Source organism: Streptomyces sp. NPDC046870 (assembly GCF_040704595.1).
Classification (GTDB): domain Bacteria; phylum Actinomycetota; class Actinomycetes; order Streptomycetales; family Streptomycetaceae; genus Streptomyces; species Streptomyces argyrophylli.
Genome location: NZ_JBEYXM010000010.1, coordinates 149686 through 170684, shown reverse-complemented (window position 1 = coordinate 170684; position 20999 = coordinate 149686). Strand labels below are relative to the sequence as shown.

At 71.7% G+C, this 20999-nt stretch carries 15 protein-coding genes; 5 read left to right on the top strand and 10 right to left on the bottom strand.

Going from position 1 to position 20999, the window contains the following annotated elements; all coding sequences use genetic code 11:
- Positions 1–151: 151 nt before the first annotated feature.
- Complete coding sequence (locus AB0946_RS22775; protein WP_366762462.1) at positions 152–1747, bottom strand: FAD-dependent monooxygenase; 1596 nt, start codon at positions 1745–1747, stop codon at positions 152–154.
- Positions 1748–2351: 604 nt separating this feature from the next.
- On the opposite strand from AB0946_RS22775, the gene AB0946_RS22770 reads away from it, so the two are divergent.
- Positions 2352–2495 carry an SDR family oxidoreductase gene (locus AB0946_RS22770; RefSeq protein WP_366762461.1) on the top strand — a complete coding sequence of 48 codons (144 nt, stop codon included), beginning with the start codon at positions 2352–2354 and terminating at the stop codon, positions 2493–2495.
- A 27-nt stretch (positions 2496–2522) separates the two neighbouring features.
- On the opposite strand, the gene AB0946_RS22765 is transcribed toward AB0946_RS22770, so the two are convergent.
- The 3 genes from AB0946_RS22765 to AB0946_RS22755 all read right to left on the bottom strand — a co-directional run bounded on the left by AB0946_RS22765 (position 2523) and on the right by AB0946_RS22755 (position 6057).
- The gene (locus AB0946_RS22765; protein WP_366762460.1) at positions 2523–3392 is read right to left on the bottom strand and encodes a class II glutamine amidotransferase; all 870 of its coding nucleotides are present in this window, start codon (positions 3390–3392) and stop codon (positions 2523–2525) included.
- Between the two features lie 54 nt (positions 3393–3446).
- Positions 3447–5465, bottom strand: coding sequence for a hypothetical protein (locus AB0946_RS22760; RefSeq protein ID WP_366762459.1), 2019 nt, complete (start codon positions 5463–5465; stop codon positions 3447–3449).
- Positions 5466–5610: 145 nt separating this feature from the next.
- Positions 5611–6057, bottom strand: coding sequence for a hypothetical protein (locus AB0946_RS22755; RefSeq protein WP_366762458.1), 447 nt, complete (start codon positions 6055–6057; stop codon positions 5611–5613).
- 455 nt (positions 6058–6512) lie between these two features.
- Between AB0946_RS22755 and AB0946_RS22750 the strand changes: the two genes are divergently transcribed.
- Complete coding sequence (locus AB0946_RS22750) at positions 6513–7598, top strand: Ku protein (protein WP_366762457.1); 1086 nt, start codon at positions 6513–6515, stop codon at positions 7596–7598.
- Between the two features lie 30 nt (positions 7599–7628).
- Here AB0946_RS22750 and AB0946_RS22745 read toward each other — a convergent pair whose 3' ends face one another.
- The 6 genes from AB0946_RS22745 to AB0946_RS22720 all read right to left on the bottom strand — a co-directional run bounded on the left by AB0946_RS22745 (position 7629) and on the right by AB0946_RS22720 (position 15654).
- Positions 7629–8462 (bottom strand): SDR family oxidoreductase, encoded by an 834-nt coding sequence (locus AB0946_RS22745; RefSeq protein ID WP_366762456.1) that lies wholly within the window; start codon positions 8460–8462, stop codon positions 7629–7631.
- A 70-nt stretch (positions 8463–8532) separates the two neighbouring features.
- On the bottom strand, positions 8533–11460 hold the full coding sequence (locus AB0946_RS22740; RefSeq protein ID WP_366762455.1) for a glycoside hydrolase family 2 TIM barrel-domain containing protein: 2928 nt from the start codon (positions 11458–11460) through the stop codon (positions 8533–8535).
- Positions 11457–12320 (bottom strand): carbohydrate ABC transporter permease, encoded by an 864-nt coding sequence (locus AB0946_RS22735; RefSeq protein ID WP_366762454.1) that lies wholly within the window; start codon positions 12318–12320, stop codon positions 11457–11459. The genes AB0946_RS22740 and AB0946_RS22735 overlap by 4 nt, the downstream gene beginning before the upstream one ends.
- 14 nt (positions 12321–12334) lie before the next feature.
- Entirely contained in the window at positions 12335–13291 is a 957-nt protein-coding gene (locus AB0946_RS22730) for a sugar ABC transporter permease (RefSeq protein ID WP_366762453.1), read from the bottom strand.
- The gene (locus AB0946_RS22725) at positions 13291–14577 is read right to left on the bottom strand and encodes an extracellular solute-binding protein (protein ID WP_366762452.1); all 1287 of its coding nucleotides are present in this window, start codon (positions 14575–14577) and stop codon (positions 13291–13293) included. Before AB0946_RS22725 ends, AB0946_RS22730 begins: the two co-directional genes overlap by 1 nt.
- Before the next feature lie 54 nt (positions 14578–14631).
- On the bottom strand, positions 14632–15654 hold the full coding sequence (locus AB0946_RS22720) for a carbohydrate kinase family protein (RefSeq protein ID WP_366762451.1): 1023 nt from the start codon (positions 15652–15654) through the stop codon (positions 14632–14634).
- Between the two features lie 127 nt (positions 15655–15781).
- Here AB0946_RS22720 and AB0946_RS22715 point away from each other — a divergent pair, with 127 nt between their 5' ends.
- From AB0946_RS22715 to AB0946_RS22705, 3 genes are all read left to right on the top strand, one after another.
- A complete protein-coding gene (locus AB0946_RS22715) occupies positions 15782–16552 on the top strand; it encodes a DeoR/GlpR family DNA-binding transcription regulator (RefSeq protein WP_366762560.1) in 771 nt (256 codons plus the stop codon).
- Positions 16549–17886, top strand: a complete 1338-nt coding sequence (locus tag AB0946_RS22710) for a 6-phospho-beta-glucosidase (protein ID WP_366762450.1) — start codon at positions 16549–16551, stop codon at positions 17884–17886. The genes AB0946_RS22715 and AB0946_RS22710 overlap by 4 nt, the downstream gene beginning before the upstream one ends.
- A gap of 65 nt (positions 17887–17951) precedes the next feature.
- A complete protein-coding gene (locus tag AB0946_RS22705; protein WP_366762449.1) occupies positions 17952–20996 on the top strand; it encodes a glycoside hydrolase family 38 C-terminal domain-containing protein in 3045 nt (1014 codons plus the stop codon).
- Positions 20997–20999 lie beyond the last annotated feature (3 nt).

Sequence of the window (20999 nt, the reverse complement as noted above, 5' to 3'; positions counted from 1 at the left end):
GGGTCGTCGAGGATCAGGGCCGCGTCGAGCCCGATGCGCGAGGCCGCAGCGACGACGGTGTTGCCGAGTTCCATGAATGGACCTCACGGTCCGTAGTGCCTGGCGGGGAGACGGCACCGCGATCTCCGCGGTGTGCGAGCCCCATGAGGTGCTACTCCTCGGGCAGCAGTCGTTCGAGGTACCGAAGGAGCTCCGTCTCGTCGGGTTCGACGGCACGCATCCCCACGTACCCGTCCGGCCGGACGACGAGCAGGGTGTCGTCCCCGTCGACGCCGTAGTCGCGGCGGGCCTGCCCTTCGGCGTCGGAGAACGCACCGAGGCCGCTGCGGAGGTGGGCCGCACCGGGCGGCAGAACGGTGAACGACCGCAGCCCACGGGTGAAGTGCCCGGCCAGGGCGTCGGCGACCTCGGCGCTGCGGCGGCCGAAGGCGACGAGGCTGACATGGGTGCCCCGGAACAGGTCGAAGAGCCGGACCGTGGCACCGTCCGGTGCCTCGAGCACAGCGTCCGGCGCCCGGTCGCCCGCTTGGACGAGGCCCCGCGCCTGCCGGTCCGAGCCATTCAGTTCGCTCACCGGGTAGTGCACTCCCAGCTGCCGGGTGTCGGATCCCGTGCCCTCGCCCGGTACGACACCCCTGATCCGGCGTGCGGCCAGCTCGCTGGACAGCTTCAGCACGTCGGCGGCGATCGGAAGCCGTTCCTGCTGGTAGCTGTCGAGCAGAGCCTCGGGGGCGCCACGCAGGACATGGGCGATCTTCCATCCGAGGTTGTAGGCGTCCTGGATTCCCGTGTTCATGCCCAGACCGCCCGCCGGGGGGTGGACATGGGCGGAGTCGCCGGCGAGGAAGACCCGTCCCGACCGGTAGCGGTCCACCATGCGCACGTTGGAGCGCCAGACGGACTGCCACACCACCCGCCGGACTCGGATGTCGGTTCGTCCGGTGCGCTCCCGCACCAGTTCCTGGACGTCGTCGAGGGAGACGTCCCCGGTGACGGCGGGGGCCGGCCCGATCTGCAGCTGGAACATGTCGGTCACCGGCAGCGGACACAGCGCCAGCAGCTTGCCGTCGGAACCGGGCCACCAGTGCCAGACGTCCCGGTCCAGTCCGCTCAGTTCGACATCGGCTGTCAGCATCGTGACCGTCTCGTCGGTGTGTCCGAGGAACCCGACACGCGCCAGCTTCCGCACGGTGCTGGACGCGCCGTCGGCGCCGACGACGTAGTCGAAGGAGGCGGAATCCGGTGCCCCGGCGGCCAGCATGCCGGTGCGGATTCCCCCGCCATCCTGCGCCAGGTCCACCAGTCGCGTCCCGAACTCGACGTGCACCCTCAACTCGTCCAACCGCTCGCGCAGGACCTCCTCCACCCGCCACTGGGGGATCAGCATCGTGCGGGGGTACGGAGTCGCGGCGGTGGGTTCCTTGACGCCGGGATTGACCTCGCTCGTTCCCAGTACCGTCCGGCCCCGGTACCTGCGGATGGGCAGCTGGGAACGGCTGGTGGCCAGAATCCGGCCCGAGACCCCCAGGTCGTCGAAGACCTCGACGCTGCGTGGCTGGATTCCCTTGCCGCGGGAACCCACGGAAGGCCCCGGGGCGGCGTCCACGATACGAACGCCCACATCCCGGCGCGCCAGCTCGATGGCGGCGACCAGTCCGACGGGACCGGCGCCCACCACGAGCACTTCTTCGCCGCGGCCCGCCTCGGGCCCGCCCTCCGACCCGTCGGCATACTCGTTCAGAGCCATCGCTGGAACCCCTCACCTGAATGACGATCCGTGCCTCAGCCCGGACTCCCGAGGCATGCGGCATACGTAGGCCGCACACAACACACATATCTTTGCGCATCCGGTGCATGGGGACACGGCCGGGCAGCCGCGTTCTGCGAGCACAGCCGGGCAACGTGCATACCTGCTGGCTGCCTGCCCGCCGGAGTCAGACACCAGCCGACACGTGTTGCGCATTCTCCCGCGCATCCTCACCCAGGCGACCGCGTTCTGGGTCACCGAGACGATCGGTTCCTCCATCCGCATGTACCGCAACGCCGTCCACTACCCCTGGACGCCGGTGCACGACCGGCACCGAAGGTCGAGCCCCCGGCCGGCTTCACCTTCCTGCTGGGCGACGTCTACCCGCCCGGAGTCCGCACCGTCGAGGAGCGCGTCGCCGCCTTCGAGCACGGGCCCACCGGCGCCTTCTTCAACCCGGTGTACGTCAACGCCCACGCCGAGGGCGGCCACTTCGTCCACTACGAGAACCCCGAAGCACTCGTCGGCGACGTCCGCGAAACCTTCCGTAAGCTCCGCTGAACGCACACCTTCGAGCGGCACACCGGGCACCTGCGTCCTCCAGATGACCAAGACGGCGCTCGTCGGCCCGCTCAAGCGCGTCGGCGAGCCGCGGGAGATCGCGGCACTCATCTCGTTCCCGGCCGGCGAGGAGTCGCGGTACATGACCGGGGCGAGCGTCACCATCGACGGCGGCATCACACTGTGATTCCGTCGGCTGTCCCGCCACGTCTCTTCACGCAGCCTTCTGCGAGGCGGCCGCGTCCGGGCGCAGGTCGTCCAGGGTGAGCTGGTGTGCCGGGGGACCGGGGAGGACGACCTGGTGGGTGAGACGGAGATCGGGGCCGACGTGGAGCAGTTCGCCGGACTCCATCTCGCGCCAGTGCGGGTTGTCGTCCATGCGCTCGCTGGCGACGACGACGGCGGGGAGCTCGGCGAGGTGCGACGAGTGGACGCGCATACGGCCGTGGCTGCCGCTGTGGTCGAGGTGCCGGCTGCCGTGCTGGCCGCCCGCCCGGCGCTGGAGGACGTAGAGGTCGTGGGTGTCCGGGTAGCGCAGCGCCCACAGTTCCTCCGGGGTGACGAGGACCAGGTTGACGGCGTAGACGGGCAGGTGGGCGGCGATCCAGTGGGCGGCGTGCCGGATGCCCTCGGTGACGTCACCGCCGTGCCGCCGGGTCTCCCTGGTGATCAGGGCGAAGAACCGCTCGGAGTCGGTGTCGCCCGCCACGAGCGACCGGTCCTCGCCCAGGTGGTCGTCGAGCTCGTCCAGGCCCTCGATGACCCCGTTGTGGGCGAAGAGCCGCCCGTCCTGCTCGAAGGGATGGGTGTTGCGGACGTCCAGGCTGCCGGTGGAGGCGAAGCGGACGTGGGCGACGAAGGTCGCCGACTCGACCTCGCGGGCCTCCTCGGCGAAGGCGAGGTCGCGGTAGGCGGCGGTGGGGGCCTTGTCGACGCGCGGGGTGCCGTCGGCGGCGAAGTGGCCGAGCCCGGTGCCGTCGGGGTCCCGGTGGCTCTGCCGGCTGAGGCTGTCGGGGGCGTCCAGGAGCCAGAAGGTGGCGCGGGTACGGCGCGGGGCGCTGCTGAGGCCGAAGAGACGGCACACGGCGTTCCTCCAGAGGGACTGGCCGGGCGTGGGGGTTCGGACGGGTCGGCGAAGTCACCGGTTCCCGCTGCTGTGCTGGAGGGCGCACGGGGTGGGGCCGGTGGACGCCGGGCGGGACGGCAGCGGCTGAAGCGGTGTGCAGACGGGCGTGGCGGCGCCGATGAGTTCGACCAGGCCGTCACCGCCGGTGGGCGGGGCCAGCTTGGACCAGTTGTTGGCCAGCCACACGTTGCCGGACTGGTCGAGCTGGACGGCGGTGAGGTGCTGGATGGACTTGCTGCGGAAACCGTCGGGTGGTGACAGCACGGAGCCCGTGGTGGAACCGGGCGGGCAGGCGCCCGTGTTCGCGCCGCACAGGACGGAGACGGACGGGGTGCCGAAGCCGGCCACCCACACCCGGTCGGAACCGTCGACGGCCACGGACCAGGGGGCGATGGCCCGGGACAGCTTGTGCACACCGACGACCTTGCCGTCCGGCCCGATCTCGGTGACCGAGTCGCTGAGGAAATTGGGCACCCAGACGTTGTTCCTGGAGTCGACGGCGAGGCCGAGGGGCCAGTCGAACGAGGCGTCCTTGACGGGCGAGAACGAAGTCGGCTTGAAGTCGGGCCCGATCACGGTGACGCTGCCGCCCGCGTGACCGTCGAGGGGGCGCTTGTCCATCAGCCTGGCGCCGTTGAAGCGGGCGTTGGAGACCCAGGCCCGTCCGTAGCCGTCGATCTGGAGGGCGAACGGGTGGTCGAGGCCGCCGCCGGTGATGGTGATCGCCTTGGAGGGGTCACCGTGCGGGTACACGATCACGCTGCCCTTGCCGCGGTTGCCCTTCAGGCCGTAGAAGTTCGCTATCCAGACGTTGCCCCGCTGGTCGACGGCGGTGCCCTGTGGGTGGTCCAGGCCGCCGTCCCGGAACCCCGTCGCGGGTGACAGCGGTTTCCCGGCCGGCGAGTACTTCGACATGGCGTCACCGCCGTAGCTCGGCACCCAGACGGAACCCTGGTGGTCGATGGCGATGCCCCAGGCCCCGGCCTTCATGCCGCCGCCGCTGATGGGGCTGTTCAGGACCGGGTTGCCCAAGGGGTCCTGGACCGTGACGAAGGTACTGGGGTTCCGTGTGCCGGGCAGCCAGTTGACGGAGGACCAGACGTTCCCCTTGGCGTCGACGGCCATGCGTCCGGGCGCGTAGACGTCGGGCGGGGTGTAGTGCAGGGCCAGGACCCAGGCCGTGGGGGCGGAGGTCAGGGCGGGGCTGTAGGTGTGGGCCCGTCCGGCCAGCGCGTACAGCGTGCCGGTGGACCGTCTCGGGTCGCGGGCGAGGTTGGACACGGCCTGCGCGGTGTCCGAAGGGGCTGCGGCCCCCGGGGGTGCCGCCCCGCGCAGCATGTCCCGGCATCGTCCGGTGTCCGCCCCCGGAGCGCACAGGGAGACCAGGTTGGCCAGGGTGCCCAGGGTGGCGAGGGTGGCGTTCTTGTCGCCGTTGTTGTGGTCCGTGACGACCTTCCCGGGCTTGCCCGTGGCCGGGTCGGCCAGGTTGTACGACGTGGCCGCGGCGTTCTCCAGGCCGGGGCTGGGGCCGGAGACGCCGTGCCGGCCGGTGAACTGGGCGAGGGCGTAGCCGGTGGCGACGGTGGTCAACTCGTTGACGGTGACGGCGGATTCCCTGCGCTGCGGCACAGCGCCGCCCGGGCCGACACCCGCGACGGCACGCAGCCGCAGGGCCGTGTCCCCGGAGGGGACCGCTTCGACGTACTGCACGGAGCCCCCGCGCTGCACGGGGCGGAGCCGGAAGGAGCCGTGCGCGTCGGTGGTGGCGCGCCCCAGTTGCCGGACACCGGTCCGGTCTCCCGCGAAGAGCGTGACGGTGGCGTGGGACAGCGGCTTCCCCGCGCTGGTGACCGTCCCGCGCAGGACGCCCGCGGTGCCGGGCGGTGCCGCGGCGGGAAGCGCCGTGAGGGTGAGGGCCAGGGTGGCGGACGCGGCCAGGGCGGGACCGCGCAGGGCGGGGCGGGACGTGGACTTCCGAGCGGTGCCCGGGTTGCGGAGCGTCGCTCCGTGGATGCGTGTGACGGGGAACAAGGTGGGGGCCTTTCGTCAGGGCGGCACGGTGCGGGCCCTCGCACGGCGCCGGGCCCGACCTGCCGGCGGTTCTGGTGCCGGACGGCCGAGGGAAGCGGTAGGGGCGTTCTAGGGTCTTTCGTTTGGATCGGGCCGGTGAGAGGCCCTAGCCCCGCACGCCGCCGGGGGCGCGCAGGGTGAACCAGCCGATCTTGTGGCCGGCCAGCCAGATCAGCCCCAGGTACAGGTCCGGGTCGACCTGGCGGAGTTCGTCCCGTACGGACCCGAACACCATGGACGTGTGGGAGTAGTCGATGACGATGCACTCGCGGTCGTCCAGGCGGCTGGGTCCGGGCCCGACCATGGCGAGGATGGACAGGATGTCCAGCGCTGTGAGCCGGTTGCTGAGGTAACCCTCCGGGCTGAAGACCTTGCCCCGCCACAAGAACCGGTTCACCACGCCGGCGAGCACCCGTGCCCCCGCGCGCCCGGCCCCCGGGATGATGGCCACGCCCTCCATCGGGCCCCGGGGGACCTCGCCCGCCGGACTCTTGCGGAACAGCTCCTCGATCTGCTTGTCGTCGCTCCTGAGCAACTCGGTCTCGGTAGGCATCGCGATCTTCCTCCTGACCGTCGCCGGCACCCCGCGCGGCACCTGCGGGCACGGTCCGCGACCGGAGACGGGCGAGCCGCGCGCGTGGGCTCGTGGAGACGGGAGTCCCGTCGCGGCCGGACCGACGGGTCGTGGCCGCGCACCCGCCCGCAGGCCCCCACCCGGTACCCGTCGGGGCCGCCCGCGCACTCGCGGCGAACCGTGCGGGAGGGGCAGGAGCATGTCCGCGGCGACCAGTCGAGCGCGGTGGTCGTTTGTGGATTTCCGTGCGCCGCTCCCTCCATCGTGAACCCCCCGGGGGCGGCTCACCACCGCTGGGCGGTGCGACAGGAACCGCGCGAGGACCGTTCGGGTGCCTGACGCGCGGCCTGGGCGGGCGCGGGCGCGGCAGCGGTGCGAGCGTGGAAGCACAGGGGGGAGTACGGGCGCTGGACGACACGGGACGGAGCACGGTCATGGCTCGGGCGATCTGGTCAGGGGTGATCACCTTCGGGCTCGTCACCGTCCCCGTCGGCCTCTACACGGCGACCGAGGACCACACCGTCCACTTCCACCAGTTGCAGCGGGGCACCTCGGACCGGGTCCGCAACAAGCGGGTGAACGAGCGCACCGGTGACGAGGTCGGCACCGGTGACATCGTCAAGGGCTACGAGCTGGAGGAGGGGCAGTACGTCGTGGTCGAGCCGGACGAGCTGGACGAGATCGCGCCGGGCCGCTCGCAGACCATCGACATCACCGACTTCGTCGACCTCGACCGGATCGAGCCGGTCTACTTCGACCGCACCTACTACATCGCCCCGCGCGGCAAGGAGTACGCCGAGGTCTACGAGCTGCTGCGCGCCGCGCTGGCGGAGACGAACAAGGCGGGGATCGCCACCTTCGTCATGCGCGACAAGCAGTACCTGACCGCGTTGCGCGCGGAGGACGACGTGCTGGTGCTCCAGACGCTGCACTGGGCGGACGAGGTCCGTGACCCGGGCCGGGAGCTGCCCGAGCTTCCCTCCGGCCGGGCGGGGCGGGGCAAGCGGCTGGACATGGCGCTGCAACTGGTCGACGCGCTCAGCTCCGACTGGGATCCCTCCCGTTACCGCGACACCTACCAGGAGAAGGTGCGCGAGCTGGTGAAGGCGAAGGCCGAGGGTCAGGAGATCGCGGCGGCCGAGGAGCCGCCGGAGGCGACGAACGTGATCGACCTGATGAAGGTCCTCGAAGGCAGCCTGAAGGCCGCCCGGTCCGGCCGGGGTGGCGAGGAGCCCGCCGGCGGGCGCGAGGAGGAGGCCGCACCGCGCAAGGCGGCCGCCCGGTCCCCGGCGGGCGGGTCGGCGAAGGCGCGGGCGCGGAAGGCTCCGCCGAAGGAGGCCGGGGCGGCGCGGTCCCGCGGCCGCGGGGCGGGCGGCAAGCGGGAGCTGCAGAAGCTGAGCAAGGCGGAGCTGTACCGGCGGGCGACCGAACAGGACGTTCCCGGCCGGTCGAGGATGAGCCGCGAGGAGCTCGTCGACGCGCTCGCCTCCCGCGGCCGCCGCAAGAAGACCGCCGCCTGACCGCTCCCGGACCGCGGACGCCGCCCGTCGTCACAGGTATCGCGGGGCGAGCGTGCCGGTGGCCGAGGCGCGGAGCGCCGCTTCCGCCGCGGCGACGCGGTCCACCGCCTCGCCGTCGACCAGGCCGGGCACGCACACGACCTCGCCGGTTTCCAGGGCCCTCAAGGAAGCGGTCACCACGTCCTCGGCGGGCATGCCTCCGTCGTCGTGCACGCGTGCCGCGTCACCGGGTACCGGATCCTGTCCCTGGGTGAGGTGGAACTCGGTCGCGGTCAGCCCGGGGCACAGCACCTGGACACGGACCGGCGCCCCGTCCAGCTCCGCGGCGAGGGTCCGGCTGAAGGTGACGACGTAGCCCTTGGTCCCCGCGTAGACCGCCCGCACCGGCAGCGGGCCCGGCGGGAGCGAACCGGCGAAGGCGAGGGTGGAAGCCACGTTCACCACGGCGCCGTGGCCGCGCGCCAGCATGCCCGGCACGGCCGCACGAGCGAGCCGGGTGAGCGCCACCACGTTCACGGCCATCACCTTCTCCAGCAGCGCCGCGTCGGTCTCGGCGAAGGGGCCGTAGCCGTTGATGCCCGCGTTGTTCACCAGCAGCCCGACGTCGTCCCCGGCGGCTCGCCGCGCGACCCGGTCCAGGTCGCCGGCCTCGCTGAGATCCGCGACGACGGTGTCCACGCGCACGTCGTGCCGCCCGGTCAGCTCCGCGGCGAGGGCGCGGAGACGCTCCGCCCGACGCGCCACCAGGACCAGATCGTGGCCCTGGGCGGCGAGCCGACGCGCGTAGGCCGCACCGATGCCCGAGGAGGCACCGGTCACGACGGCTGTTCCCCCGGCGTGAAGGGATTCGGGACGGTTGGGCATGGCTCCTCCTCGTACGCGTCGAGAGCACGACACGCCGGTACCCGTCGATCCGCCCCGGCACGCAGGGGACTCATACGGTGCGCAGGGTCCAGCTCCAGCGGTGCACCCCCGGTGCGACGAGGTAGGCGGGGAAGGTGTCGGGGCCGCAGGAGGCCGTACCGAGGCCCCGGTGCGCGGCGTCGATGTGGACCACACAGCCGGCCCGCGGTGTGAGTTCGTCGTGGTGCGCGGCGGCGGCGAGGTCCTCGGCGCGGTAGCGGGTGACGGAGACCTGGCGGGGCTCGTCCAGCTCGACCGCGAGTCCGGTCGCGCCGGGAGACGACAGCGTGAACCGCCGCACGCCGTGCCGGCCGCCGCTCTCCTGGGGGCGCAGGTACGGGGTGAACAGGTCGTCGACGGGCAGCGCGTGGTGGCCGACCGGTGCCCCGGCGGCCCGGTCCGGGTACGACTCCCAGGGGCCCTGTCCGAACCACTCCATCCGGTCGAGCCCGGCCACCGTCTCGAAGACCGAGCCGACCCGGGCCACGTCGTGGAACTCCTCGGGCAGTTCGGCCGACTCGTCGACCCGGACGCCGCCCTCGACGGGCGTGAACGTCTGCCGGTGCCGTACCGCTCCGAGCGTGCAGGCGTATGCGGCCTCGACGGTCACCCGTTCGCCGTCCCGGCGGACCGAGACCACCGTACGCACCAGCCGGTCCAGGCCCCAGGCGCGCCAGCGCGCCGCCATCCCGCCCAGCTCGTCGTTGTCGGTGGGCGCCCGCCACAGTGACAGCGTCGGGGCGGCGGTCAGCAGCGGGTGGCGCAGCAGCCCCTCGGGGTCCACGTCGACGGCCGGTCCGGCCACGGCCGGCTGCCTCGGGGCGTCCGCCGCCCGCAACCGGATCCGGGGCGTGCACACCTCCGTACCGGCCGGTGCCCAGGACTGGTCCTCGGCCGTCGTCACCCGCAGCGTCAGCCATGCCTCGCCGCCGTCGGCCGGCACCGCGAACGGCAGCGGTACGGCCGCGGTCTCGCCCGGCCGCAGACCGGGCAGTTCGGCCGGACCGGTCAGGGTACGGCCGTTGGCCAGCGCCAGCTCCCAGGTGCCGGTCAGCCAGTCCAGGCCGCGGAAGTGCTGGTGGTTGGCGAGGACGACGCCCTCGTGCCGGAAGGACCGGATGCGGACCGGTGCCGCGATCTCCCGGTGCTCGTACATCGCGGGCTTGGGGGTGCGGTCGGGGAAGACGATCCCGTCCGCGACGAACGCCCCGTCGTGCAGGGCCTCGCCGAAGTCACCGCCGTACGCCCAGCGGTGGCCGGGCGCGGCGACACCGTTGCCGTACAGTCCGGCGCCCGCGCGCCCGACCGGCCTGCCGTCGCTCACGCGCTGGAGGATTCCGTGGTCCCGGAACTCCCAGATGAACCCGCCCTGAAGGCCCGCGGTGGCCTCGATGGCGGCCCAGTGGTCGGCCAGCGTGCCGTTGCTGTTGCCCATCGCGTGCGAGTACTCGCACTGGATCAGCGGCTTGGTCTGCCGCCCGGACAGCGCGTGGTCCAGGCAGTCCTCCAGCGGCGCGTACATGGGGCAGGCGATGTCGGATGCCACGTCCGGGTCCGCCCAGCCGCGCTTGGCCGCGCCCTCGTACTGGATCGGCCGGGTGGGATCGTGCCGGCGCACCCAGCCGGCCGCCGCGTCGTGGTTGGCGCCGTAGTCGGACTCGTTGCCCAGCGACCAGACGATGACCGAGGGGTGGTTCCTGTCGCGCAGCACCATGCGCGCGACGCGGTCCACGAAGGCGTTGAGGTAGCGCGGGTCGTCGGCGATCTCGTGGGCGTGGTCGTGGGACTCGATGTCGGCCTCGTCGACGACGTAGAAGCCCAGTTCGTCGGCGAGGTCGTACAGCCACGGGTCGTTCGGGTAGTGGGAGGTGCGGATCGCGTTGAAGCCGAACCGCTTCAGCAGCACCAGGTCCGCGCGCATGTCGTCGTACGACACCGTGCGCCCGGTCAGCGGGTGGAAGTCGTGCCGGTTGACGCCGCGGATGAAGACCCGCTCGCCGTTGACCAGCAGGTCCCGGCCGACGATGCCGACGTCCCGGAAGCCGATGCGGTGGTGCGAGGAGTCGGCGACCGTGCCGTCCGGCCGGTGCAGCCGGACGGTCAGCCCGTACAGCTCGGGCTGCTCCGCGTTCCAGGTGCGCACCCCGGGCACGACGGCGTGGATACGGGCCTCGCCCAGGAAGTCGGAGACCCGTTCGTCCTCGGCGTTGAGCCGGTCGAACCCGGCGTCCTGGGCGAGGGGATCGCCGTCCAGGTCACCGGTGACGTACCAGCCCTCGGGCAGCGCCCCGTCGCCCGCCGCGTTGCGCACCAGGCAGTCCACGCGCAGGTCGCCGTCCCGGCGTGCCCGTACGCTCACGTCCGCGAGGTGCAGGGGATCGGTCGTGTACAGCAGCACGGACCGGGTGATCCCGCCGTGCCACCACTGGTCCTGGTCCTCGATGTGCGAGGCGTCGGACCACTTGACCACCGTCAGCCGTACGACCGAGGGCTCCCCGGGGCGTACGACGCCGGTCAGGTCGAACTCGGCGGCCAGGTGGGAGTCCTTGGAGATCCCGACGGGCCGTCCGTCGACGTGCACCAGCAGCACGCTCTCGGCGGCCCCGACCTGCAGGACGATCCGGCGGCCGGCCCAGTCGGCGGGGACGTCCACGTGTCGTTCGTACACACCGGTGGGATTGGCGGCGGGCGCCAGCGGAGGGAACTGTGCGAACGGCATGCGGACGTTCGTGTACTGCGGCAGGTCGTCGGTGTCCTGCATGGTCCACGCGCCCGGGACGTGTGCCGTCGACCAGGTGCCGTCGACCGTCGCCTCCGGTGTCGGCAGCAGCTGGAAGCGCCAGTCGCCGTCCAGGCAGAGGGCGCCGGAGCGCCGGTCGACGGCGTTCATGGGCAGCCGCCCCCAGGAGGTCACCTCCGGTGCCTGCCAGGGGCGCAGTGCCAGGAGTGGGTCCGTCAACGGATGGCCCCCTTGCCGAGGTCGCCGATGATCTGCTTGGCGCCGATCGCGAAGACGATCAGCAGCGGGATGAGGGCGAGGAGCGCGCCGGTCACGACGATGCCGTAGTCGGTGGTGCCGTGCGTGCCGTTGAGCTGGGACAGGGCCACCTGGAGGGTGACGTTGTCCGGGTTGGTGAGGGCGATCAGGGGCCAGGCGTAGTCGTTCCACTGGCCCATGAAGGTGAAGATGCCGAGGAAGGCCAGGCCGGGCCGGACCACCGGCAGGGCCACGTGCCAGTACTGGCGCAGGAAGTTCGCGCCGTCGATGCGGGAGGCGTCGAGGAGTTCGTCGTGGATGGCGCCCCTCATGTACTGGCGCATCCAGAAGATGCCGAACGCGTTGGCCGCGGCGGGCACGATCAGCGAGGTCATCGTGCCGATCCAGCCCAGCTTCGCCATGATCACGAACTGCGGGATGGCGGACAGCTGCGCCGGCACCATGAAGATGAGCATCAGCAGCGCGAACAGCGCGTTCTTGCCGGGGAAGTCGAACTTGGCGAAGACGAAGGCCGCCAGCGAGTCGAAGAACAGGACCAGGAAGGTCACCGAGCCCGCCACCAGCAGCGAGTTCCACATCGAGCCGAAGAAGGCGACGCTGTGGAAGAGGTTGCGGACGTTCTCCAGGAAGTGCGAGCCCGGCAGCAGCTTCGGCGGATAGGCGAATATCTCCGACGACGTGTGCGTCGACATGACGACGGCCCAGTAGAACGGGAAGGCCGACAGCAGCAGACCGACGACGAGTACGGCGTGCAGGGCGATGCCCCGGGTGCGGGTCCCCTGTATGCGCCTGGGCCGGCGGGTTCCTTGGATGGATGCCATGGTGATGGGCCTTCCTAGTCTTCGCCCCGGCGCTGCACCAGGCGCCAGTTGATGATCGAGAAGAGGATGACGACGAGGAAGACGCCCCACGCCACGGCGGCTCCGTAGCCGAAGTCGTTGTTGTCGAAGGTCTGCTGGAAGAAGTAGAGGACCATCGTCCGGCCCGCGTGGCCGGGGCCGCCGGAGAACGTGGACTCGTTGGCGGTGTTCTGCAGCAGCACCTGCGGTTCGGAGAAGCTCTGCAGGCCGGTGACCGTGGACACGACGAGCACGAACAGCAGCACGGGGCGCAGCATCGGCAGCGTGATCCGGAAGAAGGTCTGCACCGGACCGGCGCCGTCCATGCGGGCCGCCTCGTACAGCTCGCCCGGGACGGTCTGGAGGCCGGCCAGGAAGATGATCGCGTTGTAGCCGGTCCACTGCCAGGTCATCAGCGTGGCGACGGCGATCTTGATGCCCCACGGCGTGTTCAGCCACGCCACCTGATCGAGGCCGACCGCCTGCAAGAGGGCGTTGACCAGGCCGAAGTTGGTGGAGAAGACCGAGCCGAAGACGATCGCGACGGCCACCACCGAGGTGACGTTGGGCAGGAAGTAGGCGAAGCGGTAGACGTTCTTGAAGCGGACCGCCGAGTTCAGCATCACGGCCGTCACCATCGCCAGAAAGATCATGGGGAAGGTGGCCAGCGCCCAGATGACGATCGTGTTCCCGACCGACTGCCAGAAGTCGCCGTCGCTCAGCAGGTACTGGTACTGCGACAGGCCCGCCCACTCCATCGAGCCGAGGCCGTCCCAGCGGTGCAGGGAGACGTAGAGCGAGAAGCCGACCGGTATCAGGCCGAAACAGAGGAAGAGGAGGTAGAACGGGGAGATCGCGGCGTAGAGGTGCCAGTACCGGCGCAGACCCGTGCGGGGGCGGCCGGCCGGCAGGCTTGCCACGGTCGGTGCGGGCTTCTCGAGTGCGGTGGCCATCAGTGGCTCACCCCCAGGTGTTCGGCGATCCGGCGGCACTTGCTCATGGCGTCGCTCCAGGCCTTGTCCGGGTCCTTGCCGAGGACGCCGACGTTCTTGATCTCGTCGAGGATGGGCTGCGAGAGCGCCACGTCGTAGGGGCTGTTGTAGGCGACCGCGATCTTCTGCGCGGCGGGCCCGAAGACGTCGGTGGTGACCTGACCGCCGAAGAAGGGGTCCGGCTCCCGCAGTTGCCTCATCTCGTACGTGGCGGGGGTGGAGGGGAACAGTCCCGCGTCGACGTACCCCTGGGCCTGGTTGGCGGCGTCCAGGATCCAGGTGATGATCTGGAACGCCTGCTCGGGCTCCCGGCACGCCCTGGTGATCGACAGGAACGATCCGCCGCTGTTGGAGGGCCGGACCGGCATCTGCGCCACGCGCCACTTGCCCTTGGTCTTCGGCACCCCGCTCTTGAGGTCGTACGTGGCCCAGGAGGCACCGAGCTGGCTGGGCAGCTTGCCGTCCTGCACGGCCGACAGCTGGTCCGGTGTGCCGGTGACCAGGTCGGACACGATCTTCCGCTGCTTGGCCTCCACCGCCAGCGCCCAGGCGTCGCGCACATGCGCCTGGTCGCCGATGAAGTGCCGGTCCTTGTCGACGTACCGCTTGCCGCCCTGCTGCACCACGTTGGTGAAGACGGACGTGATGTCGGTGAGCAGGCAGGTCCCCGGGATCCGCTTCCTGAGCTGCTCGCCGGCCGCGAAGAACTTCTCCCAGGTGTTCAGCTCACGGGAGACGTCGTCGGGTTCGTAGGGCAGCCCCGCCTCGCGGAAGACGGTGTACTGGTAGAAGTGCGCGACCGGCCCGCAGTCGATCGGGAAGCCGACCATCGTGCCGTCGTCGGCGAGACCCTGCTCCCACTTCCACGGCAGGTACCGGCTCCTGTACGTGTCGGCGCCCAGGGTCCTGAGGTCGACGAACTGGTCGGCGTCGGGCAGGTAGGACGCCATGTCCTCGCCCTTGAGGCCCGCGATGTCGGGGATGTGGGCGCGGCCGGTCATGGTGGTGAGCAGTTTCGACCGGTAGTAGCCGCCGATCTTGATGGCCTGGAGGTCGACGTTCGCGTCGTAGCGGGCCTTCGCCTTCCGCACGACCGTGTCGCCGAGACCGCCGTCCCAGTACCACAGGACCATGTTCCGGCCGGTGGAACCGGTCGGGACGGCACAGCCGGACGCCAGGCCGCCGAGCGCCGTGGCGGCCGTGCCGGCCAGGCCCGCGCGCAGCAGGCCTCTACGTGAGAGCCGCACTGCTCCCACCGCCTTTCGGATCTTTTCGTGACTTCGCATGAGCGTGGGGTGGGGTCAGCCGTGCGGTGCGGGGGGAGTGACGGGGGCGTACCGCACCGGTGGTCCGGGGTCGGCCGGAAGCCGGTCCGCGAGGAAGCCGTAGGCACTCGCCAGGCCGGGGTCGGTGAGCGCGCGGCGCCACCAGCGGTCGACGCCGTACCAGCCGGGGGCGGCGAGTGCGCCGCCGTGGTGCTGGACGGACAGTCCGGCGGCGAGGACGGCGAACCGCAGCCGTTCCGTCAGCGGCCAGCCGCCCAGCGAGGCGGCGACGAAGCTCGCCCCGAACACGTCCCCGGCGCCCGTCGCGTCGAGGACGTCCACGTCGAGGGCCGGCACCTCCGCGTACTCGCCGGTCGTCTGGTCGACGGCCACCGCGCCGTGACCGCCGCGCGTCACCACCGCCACCGGGACCAGTTCCGCGAGGGCGCGCAGCGCGGCGGCCGCGGTGTCGGTGCGGGTGTAGGCCATGGCCTCGTGCTCGTTGGGGAGGAAGGCGTGGCACAGCGCGAGCTGGTCGAGGAGGTCGCGGGACCACTGCTGGGTGGGGTCCCAGCCGACGTCCGCGTAGACGCGGGTGCCGTTCGCGGCCGCCTTGGCGATCCACTCGCGGGGCTCGGCCTCGAGGTGCACCAGGGCGGTGCGCGCCTCGGGCGGGTCGCCCATCAGCGCGTCCTGCGAGTACGGCGGCTCCTGGCCGTGGGTGACGAGGGCGCGGTCGCCGCCGTGTGCGAGGGAGACGGTGACCGGGGTGGGCCGGCCCTCCGCGGTGCGGGACAGCGAGAGGTCGACGCCCTCCTGGTCGCGCAGCACCTCCCGGCAGTGCGCGCCGTAGAAGTCGTCGCCGAAGACCGTGGCCAGCGAGGTGCGCAGACCGAACCGGGACGCGGCCACCGCGAGGTTCGCGATCCCGCCGGGGCCGCAGCCCATGCCGGCCGTCCAGATCTCCTCGCCCGGTGTCGGCGGCTTCGCGAGCCCCGTGAGGACGAGGTCGTAGAAGAGCAGCCCGGTCAGCAGCACATCGGGCCTGTCGTCGTCCACACGCCACCCTCTCGTCAGAACGCGTCAATTTCGATGACCGGAATCGTGCGCCGCTCACCGAGATTGGTCAATAGTCGAGCAGAAGTGAGCATGGATTTGATTGAAGATGAAGAGTAGTGTTCACGTCGTGCTGGCAGAACGACGACACCAACTCATCCTGCGGGCCCTGCGCTCGGGTGGTCCCGCCGCCGTGACCGATCTCTCCGAGCAGTTGGGCGTGAGCCCCGCCACGATCCGGCGCGACCTCGTCAAGCTGGAGGAGGACGGGCTGCTCACGCGGGTGCACGGCGGCGCGGTCGTGGAGGAGGGCGACCAGCCCTTCGCCGAGGTCGCCGAGGTGCGCGTGGCCGAGAAGGACGCCATAGCGGAGCGCGCGGCGGCCATGGTCGCCGACGGCCAGTCGGTGCTGCTCGACATCGGCACCACCGCCTACCGGCTGGCCCGCCAGTTGCACGGCCGCCGCCTCACGGTCATCACCAGCAACCTGGTGGTCTACGAGGAGCTCGCCGACGACGAGGGCATCGAACTGGTGCTGCTCGGCGGCATGGTCCGGCGCGAGTACCGGTCCCTGGTCGGCTTCCTCACCGAGGACAACCTGCGCCAGCTGCACGCCGACTGGCTGTTCCTCGGCACCAGCGGGGTCCGCCCGGGCGGACAGGTGATGGACACGACGGTCGTGGAGGTGCCGGTCAAGCGGGCCATGATCGACGCGAGCGACAAGGTCGTGCTGCTCGCCGACGCGGCCAAGTTCCCGGGTACGGGCATGGCGAAGGTGTGCGGTCCAGAGCACCTGGACATCGTGGTGACCAACGCCCCCATCGACCCGGCGACCCGGTCCTCCCTGGAGGAGGCCGGCGTCGAGGTGGTCATGACAGGAGCAGGAGAGGTGCGGACGTGAAACTGACGATCCTGGGCGGCGGCGGATTCCGGGTGCCCCTGGTGTACGGGGCACTGCTGACGGACCGCGGCGAAGGGCGGGTGACCGAGGTCGTCCTGCACGACCTCGACGACGGCCGGCTGCGGGCGGTCGCCCGTGTGCTGGCCGAGCAGGCGTCGACCGTGGCCGACGCCCCGGCCGTGACCGTCAGCACGTCCCTGGACGAGGCCCTGCGCGGCGCCGACTTCGTCTTCTCCGCGATCCGCGTCGGCGGCCTGGAGGGCCGCGCGGACGACGAGCGGGTCGCGCTGGACGAGGGCGTCCTCGGCCAGGAGACGGTCGGCGCGGGCGGGATCGCCTACGGTCTGCGGACGGTCCCCGTCGCCGTCGACATCGCCCGGCGGGTGGCCCGCCTCGCCCCCGACGCCTGGGTCATCAACTTCACCAACCCCGCCGGACTGGTCACCGAGGCCATGTCCCGCCACCTCGGGGACCGCGTCATCGGCATCTGCGACTCCCCGGTCGGCCTCGGCCGCCGCATCGCCCGGGTCCTCGGTGCCGATCCGCGGGAGGCCTGGATCGACTACGTCGGCCTCAACCACCTCGGCTGGGTACGCGGTCTGCGCGTCGCGGGCCGGGACGAACTCCCGCGCCTGCTCGCCGACCCCGGCCTGCTCGGCTCCTTCGAGGAGGGCAAGCTCTTCGGCGCCGACTGGCTGCGGTCCCTCGGCGCGATCCCCAACGAGTACCTGCACTACTACTACTTCAACCGCGAGGCCGTCCGCGCCTACCAGCAGGCCGAGAAGACCCGCGGCGCCTTCCTGCGCGACCAGCAGGCACGCTTCTACCAGGAGGTCGGGGACCCGGACCGGAAGGCCCTCGACGTCTGGAACCGCACCCGCGCCGAGCGCGAGGCGACCTACATGGCCGAGAACCGCGAGACCGCGGGCGCCGGCGAACGCGACGCCGACGACCTCTCCGGCGGCTACGAGAAGGTCGCCCTCGCCCTGATGCGCGCCATCGCCCGCGACGAGCGCACCACCCTGATCCTCAACGTCCGCAACCGAGGCACCCTGTCGGTGCTCGACGGCGAGGCCGTCATCGAGGTGCCCTGCTTCGTCGACGCCAACGGCGCCCACCCGGTCGCCGTCGACCCGCTGCCCGGCCACGCCACCGGCCTCGTCTGCGCTGTGAAGGCCGTCGAGCGCGAGGTGCTCGCGGCCGCCGAGTCCGGCTCCCGCGCGACGGCCGTGAAGGCGTTCGCGCTGCACCCGCTGGTCGACTCGGTCAACGTCGCCCGCCGCCTGGTCGAGGGCTACACCGCGGTCCACCCCGGCCTGGCCTACCTCACCTAGGGCCTCTCGTCTGGATCACGCCGGTCCGCTCAGCCGGTGCTTCCCGCCCTCTTCTGGAGACCTCCATGCACGACGAACGCCGCCGGATCGAGGAGCGCGCAGAGCGCCTCCACACCCAGCGCATCAAGCCCGCGGTCCACGCGGCCACCGTCCCCTTCGAGGTGGCGGCCTGGCAGGCCCCCGGGGAGCCGGTGCCCTTCGAGGAGGCCGCCGCCGCCCCGTACGAGCCGTTCGCCACGGGCACCCCGTGGGGGCCGCCCTGGGGCACCACCTGGTTCCGGCTGCACGGCCGGGTGCCCGCCGAGTTCGCGGGCCGCCGCGTCGAGGCCGTCATCGACCTCGGCTTCGTGGGCGACTGGCCCGGCAACCAGGCCGAGGCCCTCGTCCACCTCACCGACGGGACCCCGCTGAAGGCGGTCAACCCGCTCAACCAGTACGTGCCGATCGCCCACCCGGCGACCGGCGGCGAGGCCGTCGAGTACCTGCTGGAGGCCGCCTCCAACCCGGACATCCTCGCGGGCGACTTCGCGGCCCCGACCCCGCTCGGCGACGTCCTGACGGCCGGCGACAAGCCGCTCTACACCTTCAGGCGCGCCGACATCGCCGTCCTCGACGAAGAGGTCTGGCACCTCGACCTGGACCTTCAGGTGCTCCGTGAGCTGATGGTGGAGCTGGGCGAGCACGACCCGCGCCGGCACGAGATCACGCACGCCCTCGACCACGCGCTGGACCTGCTCGACCTGGACGACGTCTCCGGCTCGGCACCCGCCGTCCGCGAGGCCCTGAAGCCGGTGCTGTCGAAACCGGCGCACGCGAGCGCCCACCGCATCTCCGGCGTGGGCCACGCGCACATCGACTCGGCCTGGCTGTGGCCGATCCGCGAGACCAAGCGCAAGACCTCCCGGACCTTCTCCAACGTCACCTCGCTGGCGGACGAGTACGAGGAGTTCGTCTTCGCCTGCTCACAGGCCCAGCAGTACGAGTGGGTGCGCGACAACCACCCGCGCGTGTGGGCCCGCATCCAGGAGTCGGTCAAGAAGGGCCAGTGGGCGCCGGTCGGCGGCATGTGGGTGGAGGCCGACGGCAACCTGCCCGGCGGCGAGGCCGTCGCCCGCCAGTTCGTGCACGGCAAGCGGTTCTTCATCGAGCACTTCGGCATCGAGACCAAGGGCGTCTGGCTGCCCGACTCCTTCGGCTACAACGCGGCCTACCCGCAGCTCGCCAAGCTGGCCGGCAACGAGTGGTTCCTCACCCAGAAGATCTCCTGGAACCAGACCAACAAGTTCCCCCACCACACCTTCTGGTGGGAGGGCATCGACGGCACCCGCATCTTCACCCACTTCCCGCCGGTCGACACCTACAACGCCTGCTTCAGCGGCGAGGAGATGGCCCGCGCCGTCCGCAACTACGCCGAGAAGGGCGCCGCGACCCGGTCGCTGGCCCCGTTCGGCTGGGGCGACGGCGGCGGCGGCCCCACCCGCGAGATCATGGAGCGCGCCCGGCGCCTGAGGAACCTGGAGGGCTCCCCGCGGGTCGAGATCGAGCACCCGGACGCCTTCTTCGCCAAGGCCCGTGCCGAGTACGAGGACGCACCGGTCTGGGTCGGCGAGCTCTACCTGGAGCTGCACCGCGCCACCTACACCTCCCAGGCCCGCACCAAGCAGGGCAACCGGCGCAGCGAACACAAGTTGCGCGAGGCGGAGTTGTGGGCCACGACCGCCGCCCTGCACGCGCCCGGCTACCGGTACCCGCACGACAAGCTGGACCGGCTCTGGAAGACCGTCCTGCTCCACCAGTTCCACGACATCCTGCCGGGCTCCTCGATCGCCTGGGTGCACCGCGAGGCCGAGGCCGAGTACGCGCGCGTCGCCGGGGAACTGGAGGCGCTGACCGCCGAGGCGATCGCCGCGCTGGGCACCGGCACCGCCCGGGTCTTCAACACCAGCCCCTACGCCCGCGCCGAGGTCGTCCGCGACGGCGCGGGTACGCCGGTGTACGTCGAGGTCCCGGCGAGCGGCAGCGCGCCCCTGACGGGCGGCGCCGAGGCTCCGCGGCCGGTGACGGTCGACGGCCGGGTCCTCGACAACGGCCTGGTGCGCGTGCGGATCGCGGACGACGGCACCCTGTCCTCCGTGTACGACCTGCGGGCCGGCCGCGAGGTCCTCGCCGGCCAGGGCAACCTGCTGCGCCTGCACACCGACCTGCCGAACTACTGGGACGCCTGGGACGTCGACAAGCACTACAGGAACCGTTACACGGACCTGCTGGACCCCTCGGAGATCACGGTCGTCGAACAGGACCCGCTGCTCGGCGCGATCCGGGTCAGCCGCTCCTTCGGCAACGGCTCGAAGATCACGCAGACGGTCACCCTCCGGGCCGGCAGCCCCCGGATCGACTTCGAGACGGACATCGACTGGCACGAGGCCGAGAAGTTCCTCAAGGCCGGCTTCCCGGTGGACATCCGCGCCCCGCACTCCTCCGCCGAGATCCAGTTCGGCCACGTCCAACGGCCCACCCACACCAACACCAGCTGGGAGGCGGCCCGTTTCGAGGTCTCCGGGCACCGCTGGCTGCACATCGCGGAGCCCGGCTACGGCGTCGCCGTCATCAACGACTCGACGTACGGCCACGACGTCTCCCGCACGGTCCGCGAGGACGGCGGTACGACGACCACCGTCCGCCTCTCCCTGGTCCGCGCCCCGCGCATCCCGGACCCGGGGGCCGACCAGGGCCGGCACCGCCTGACCTACTCCCTCCTGCCCGGCGCGAGCATCGCGGACGCGGTCGCCGAGGGCTACGCCCTCAACCTGCCGCTGCGGGTCGCCGAGGCCGCGGGCGAGCCGCGGCCCGTCGTCTCCGTGGACGGCGAAGGAGTGACCGTCGAGGCGGTCAAGCTCGCCGACGACTCCTCCGGCGATGTCGTGGTCCGCCTCTACGAGTCCCGCGGCGGCCGCGCCCGGGGCCTCCTGCGCACCGGCTTCCCCCTGGCCGCCGCCCAGGTCACCGACCTGCTGGAGCGCCCCCTTGAGGACGCCGCCACCGACGGCGACACCGTGCCCGTCCAGCTGCGCCCCTTCCAGATCCTCACCCTCCGCCTGCGCAGGAGCTGACCG

What these genes read in the sequence shown, in the direction of transcription:
- AB0946_RS22745 (WP_366762456.1), bottom strand. Translation starts at nt 8,462, where the DNA reads ATGCCCAACCGTCCCGAATCCCTTCACGCCGGGGGAACAGCCGTCGTG.
- AB0946_RS22775 (WP_366762462.1), bottom strand. Translation starts at nt 1,747, where the DNA reads ATGGCTCTGAACGAGTATGCCGACGGGTCGGAGGGCGGGCCCGAGGCG.
- AB0946_RS22730 (WP_366762453.1), bottom strand. Translation starts at nt 13,291, where the DNA reads ATGGCCACCGCACTCGAGAAGCCCGCACCGACCGTGGCAAGCCTGCCG.
- AB0946_RS22770 (WP_366762461.1), top strand. Translation starts at nt 2,352, where the DNA reads ATGACCAAGACGGCGCTCGTCGGCCCGCTCAAGCGCGTCGGCGAGCCG.
- AB0946_RS22750 (WP_366762457.1), top strand. Translation starts at nt 6,513, where the DNA reads ATGGCTCGGGCGATCTGGTCAGGGGTGATCACCTTCGGGCTCGTCACC.
- AB0946_RS22755 (WP_366762458.1), bottom strand. Translation starts at nt 6,057, where the DNA reads ATGCCTACCGAGACCGAGTTGCTCAGGAGCGACGACAAGCAGATCGAG.
- AB0946_RS22705 (WP_366762449.1), top strand. Translation starts at nt 17,952, where the DNA reads ATGCACGACGAACGCCGCCGGATCGAGGAGCGCGCAGAGCGCCTCCAC.
- AB0946_RS22735 (WP_366762454.1), bottom strand. Translation starts at nt 12,320, where the DNA reads ATGGCATCCATCCAAGGAACCCGCCGGCCCAGGCGCATACAGGGGACC.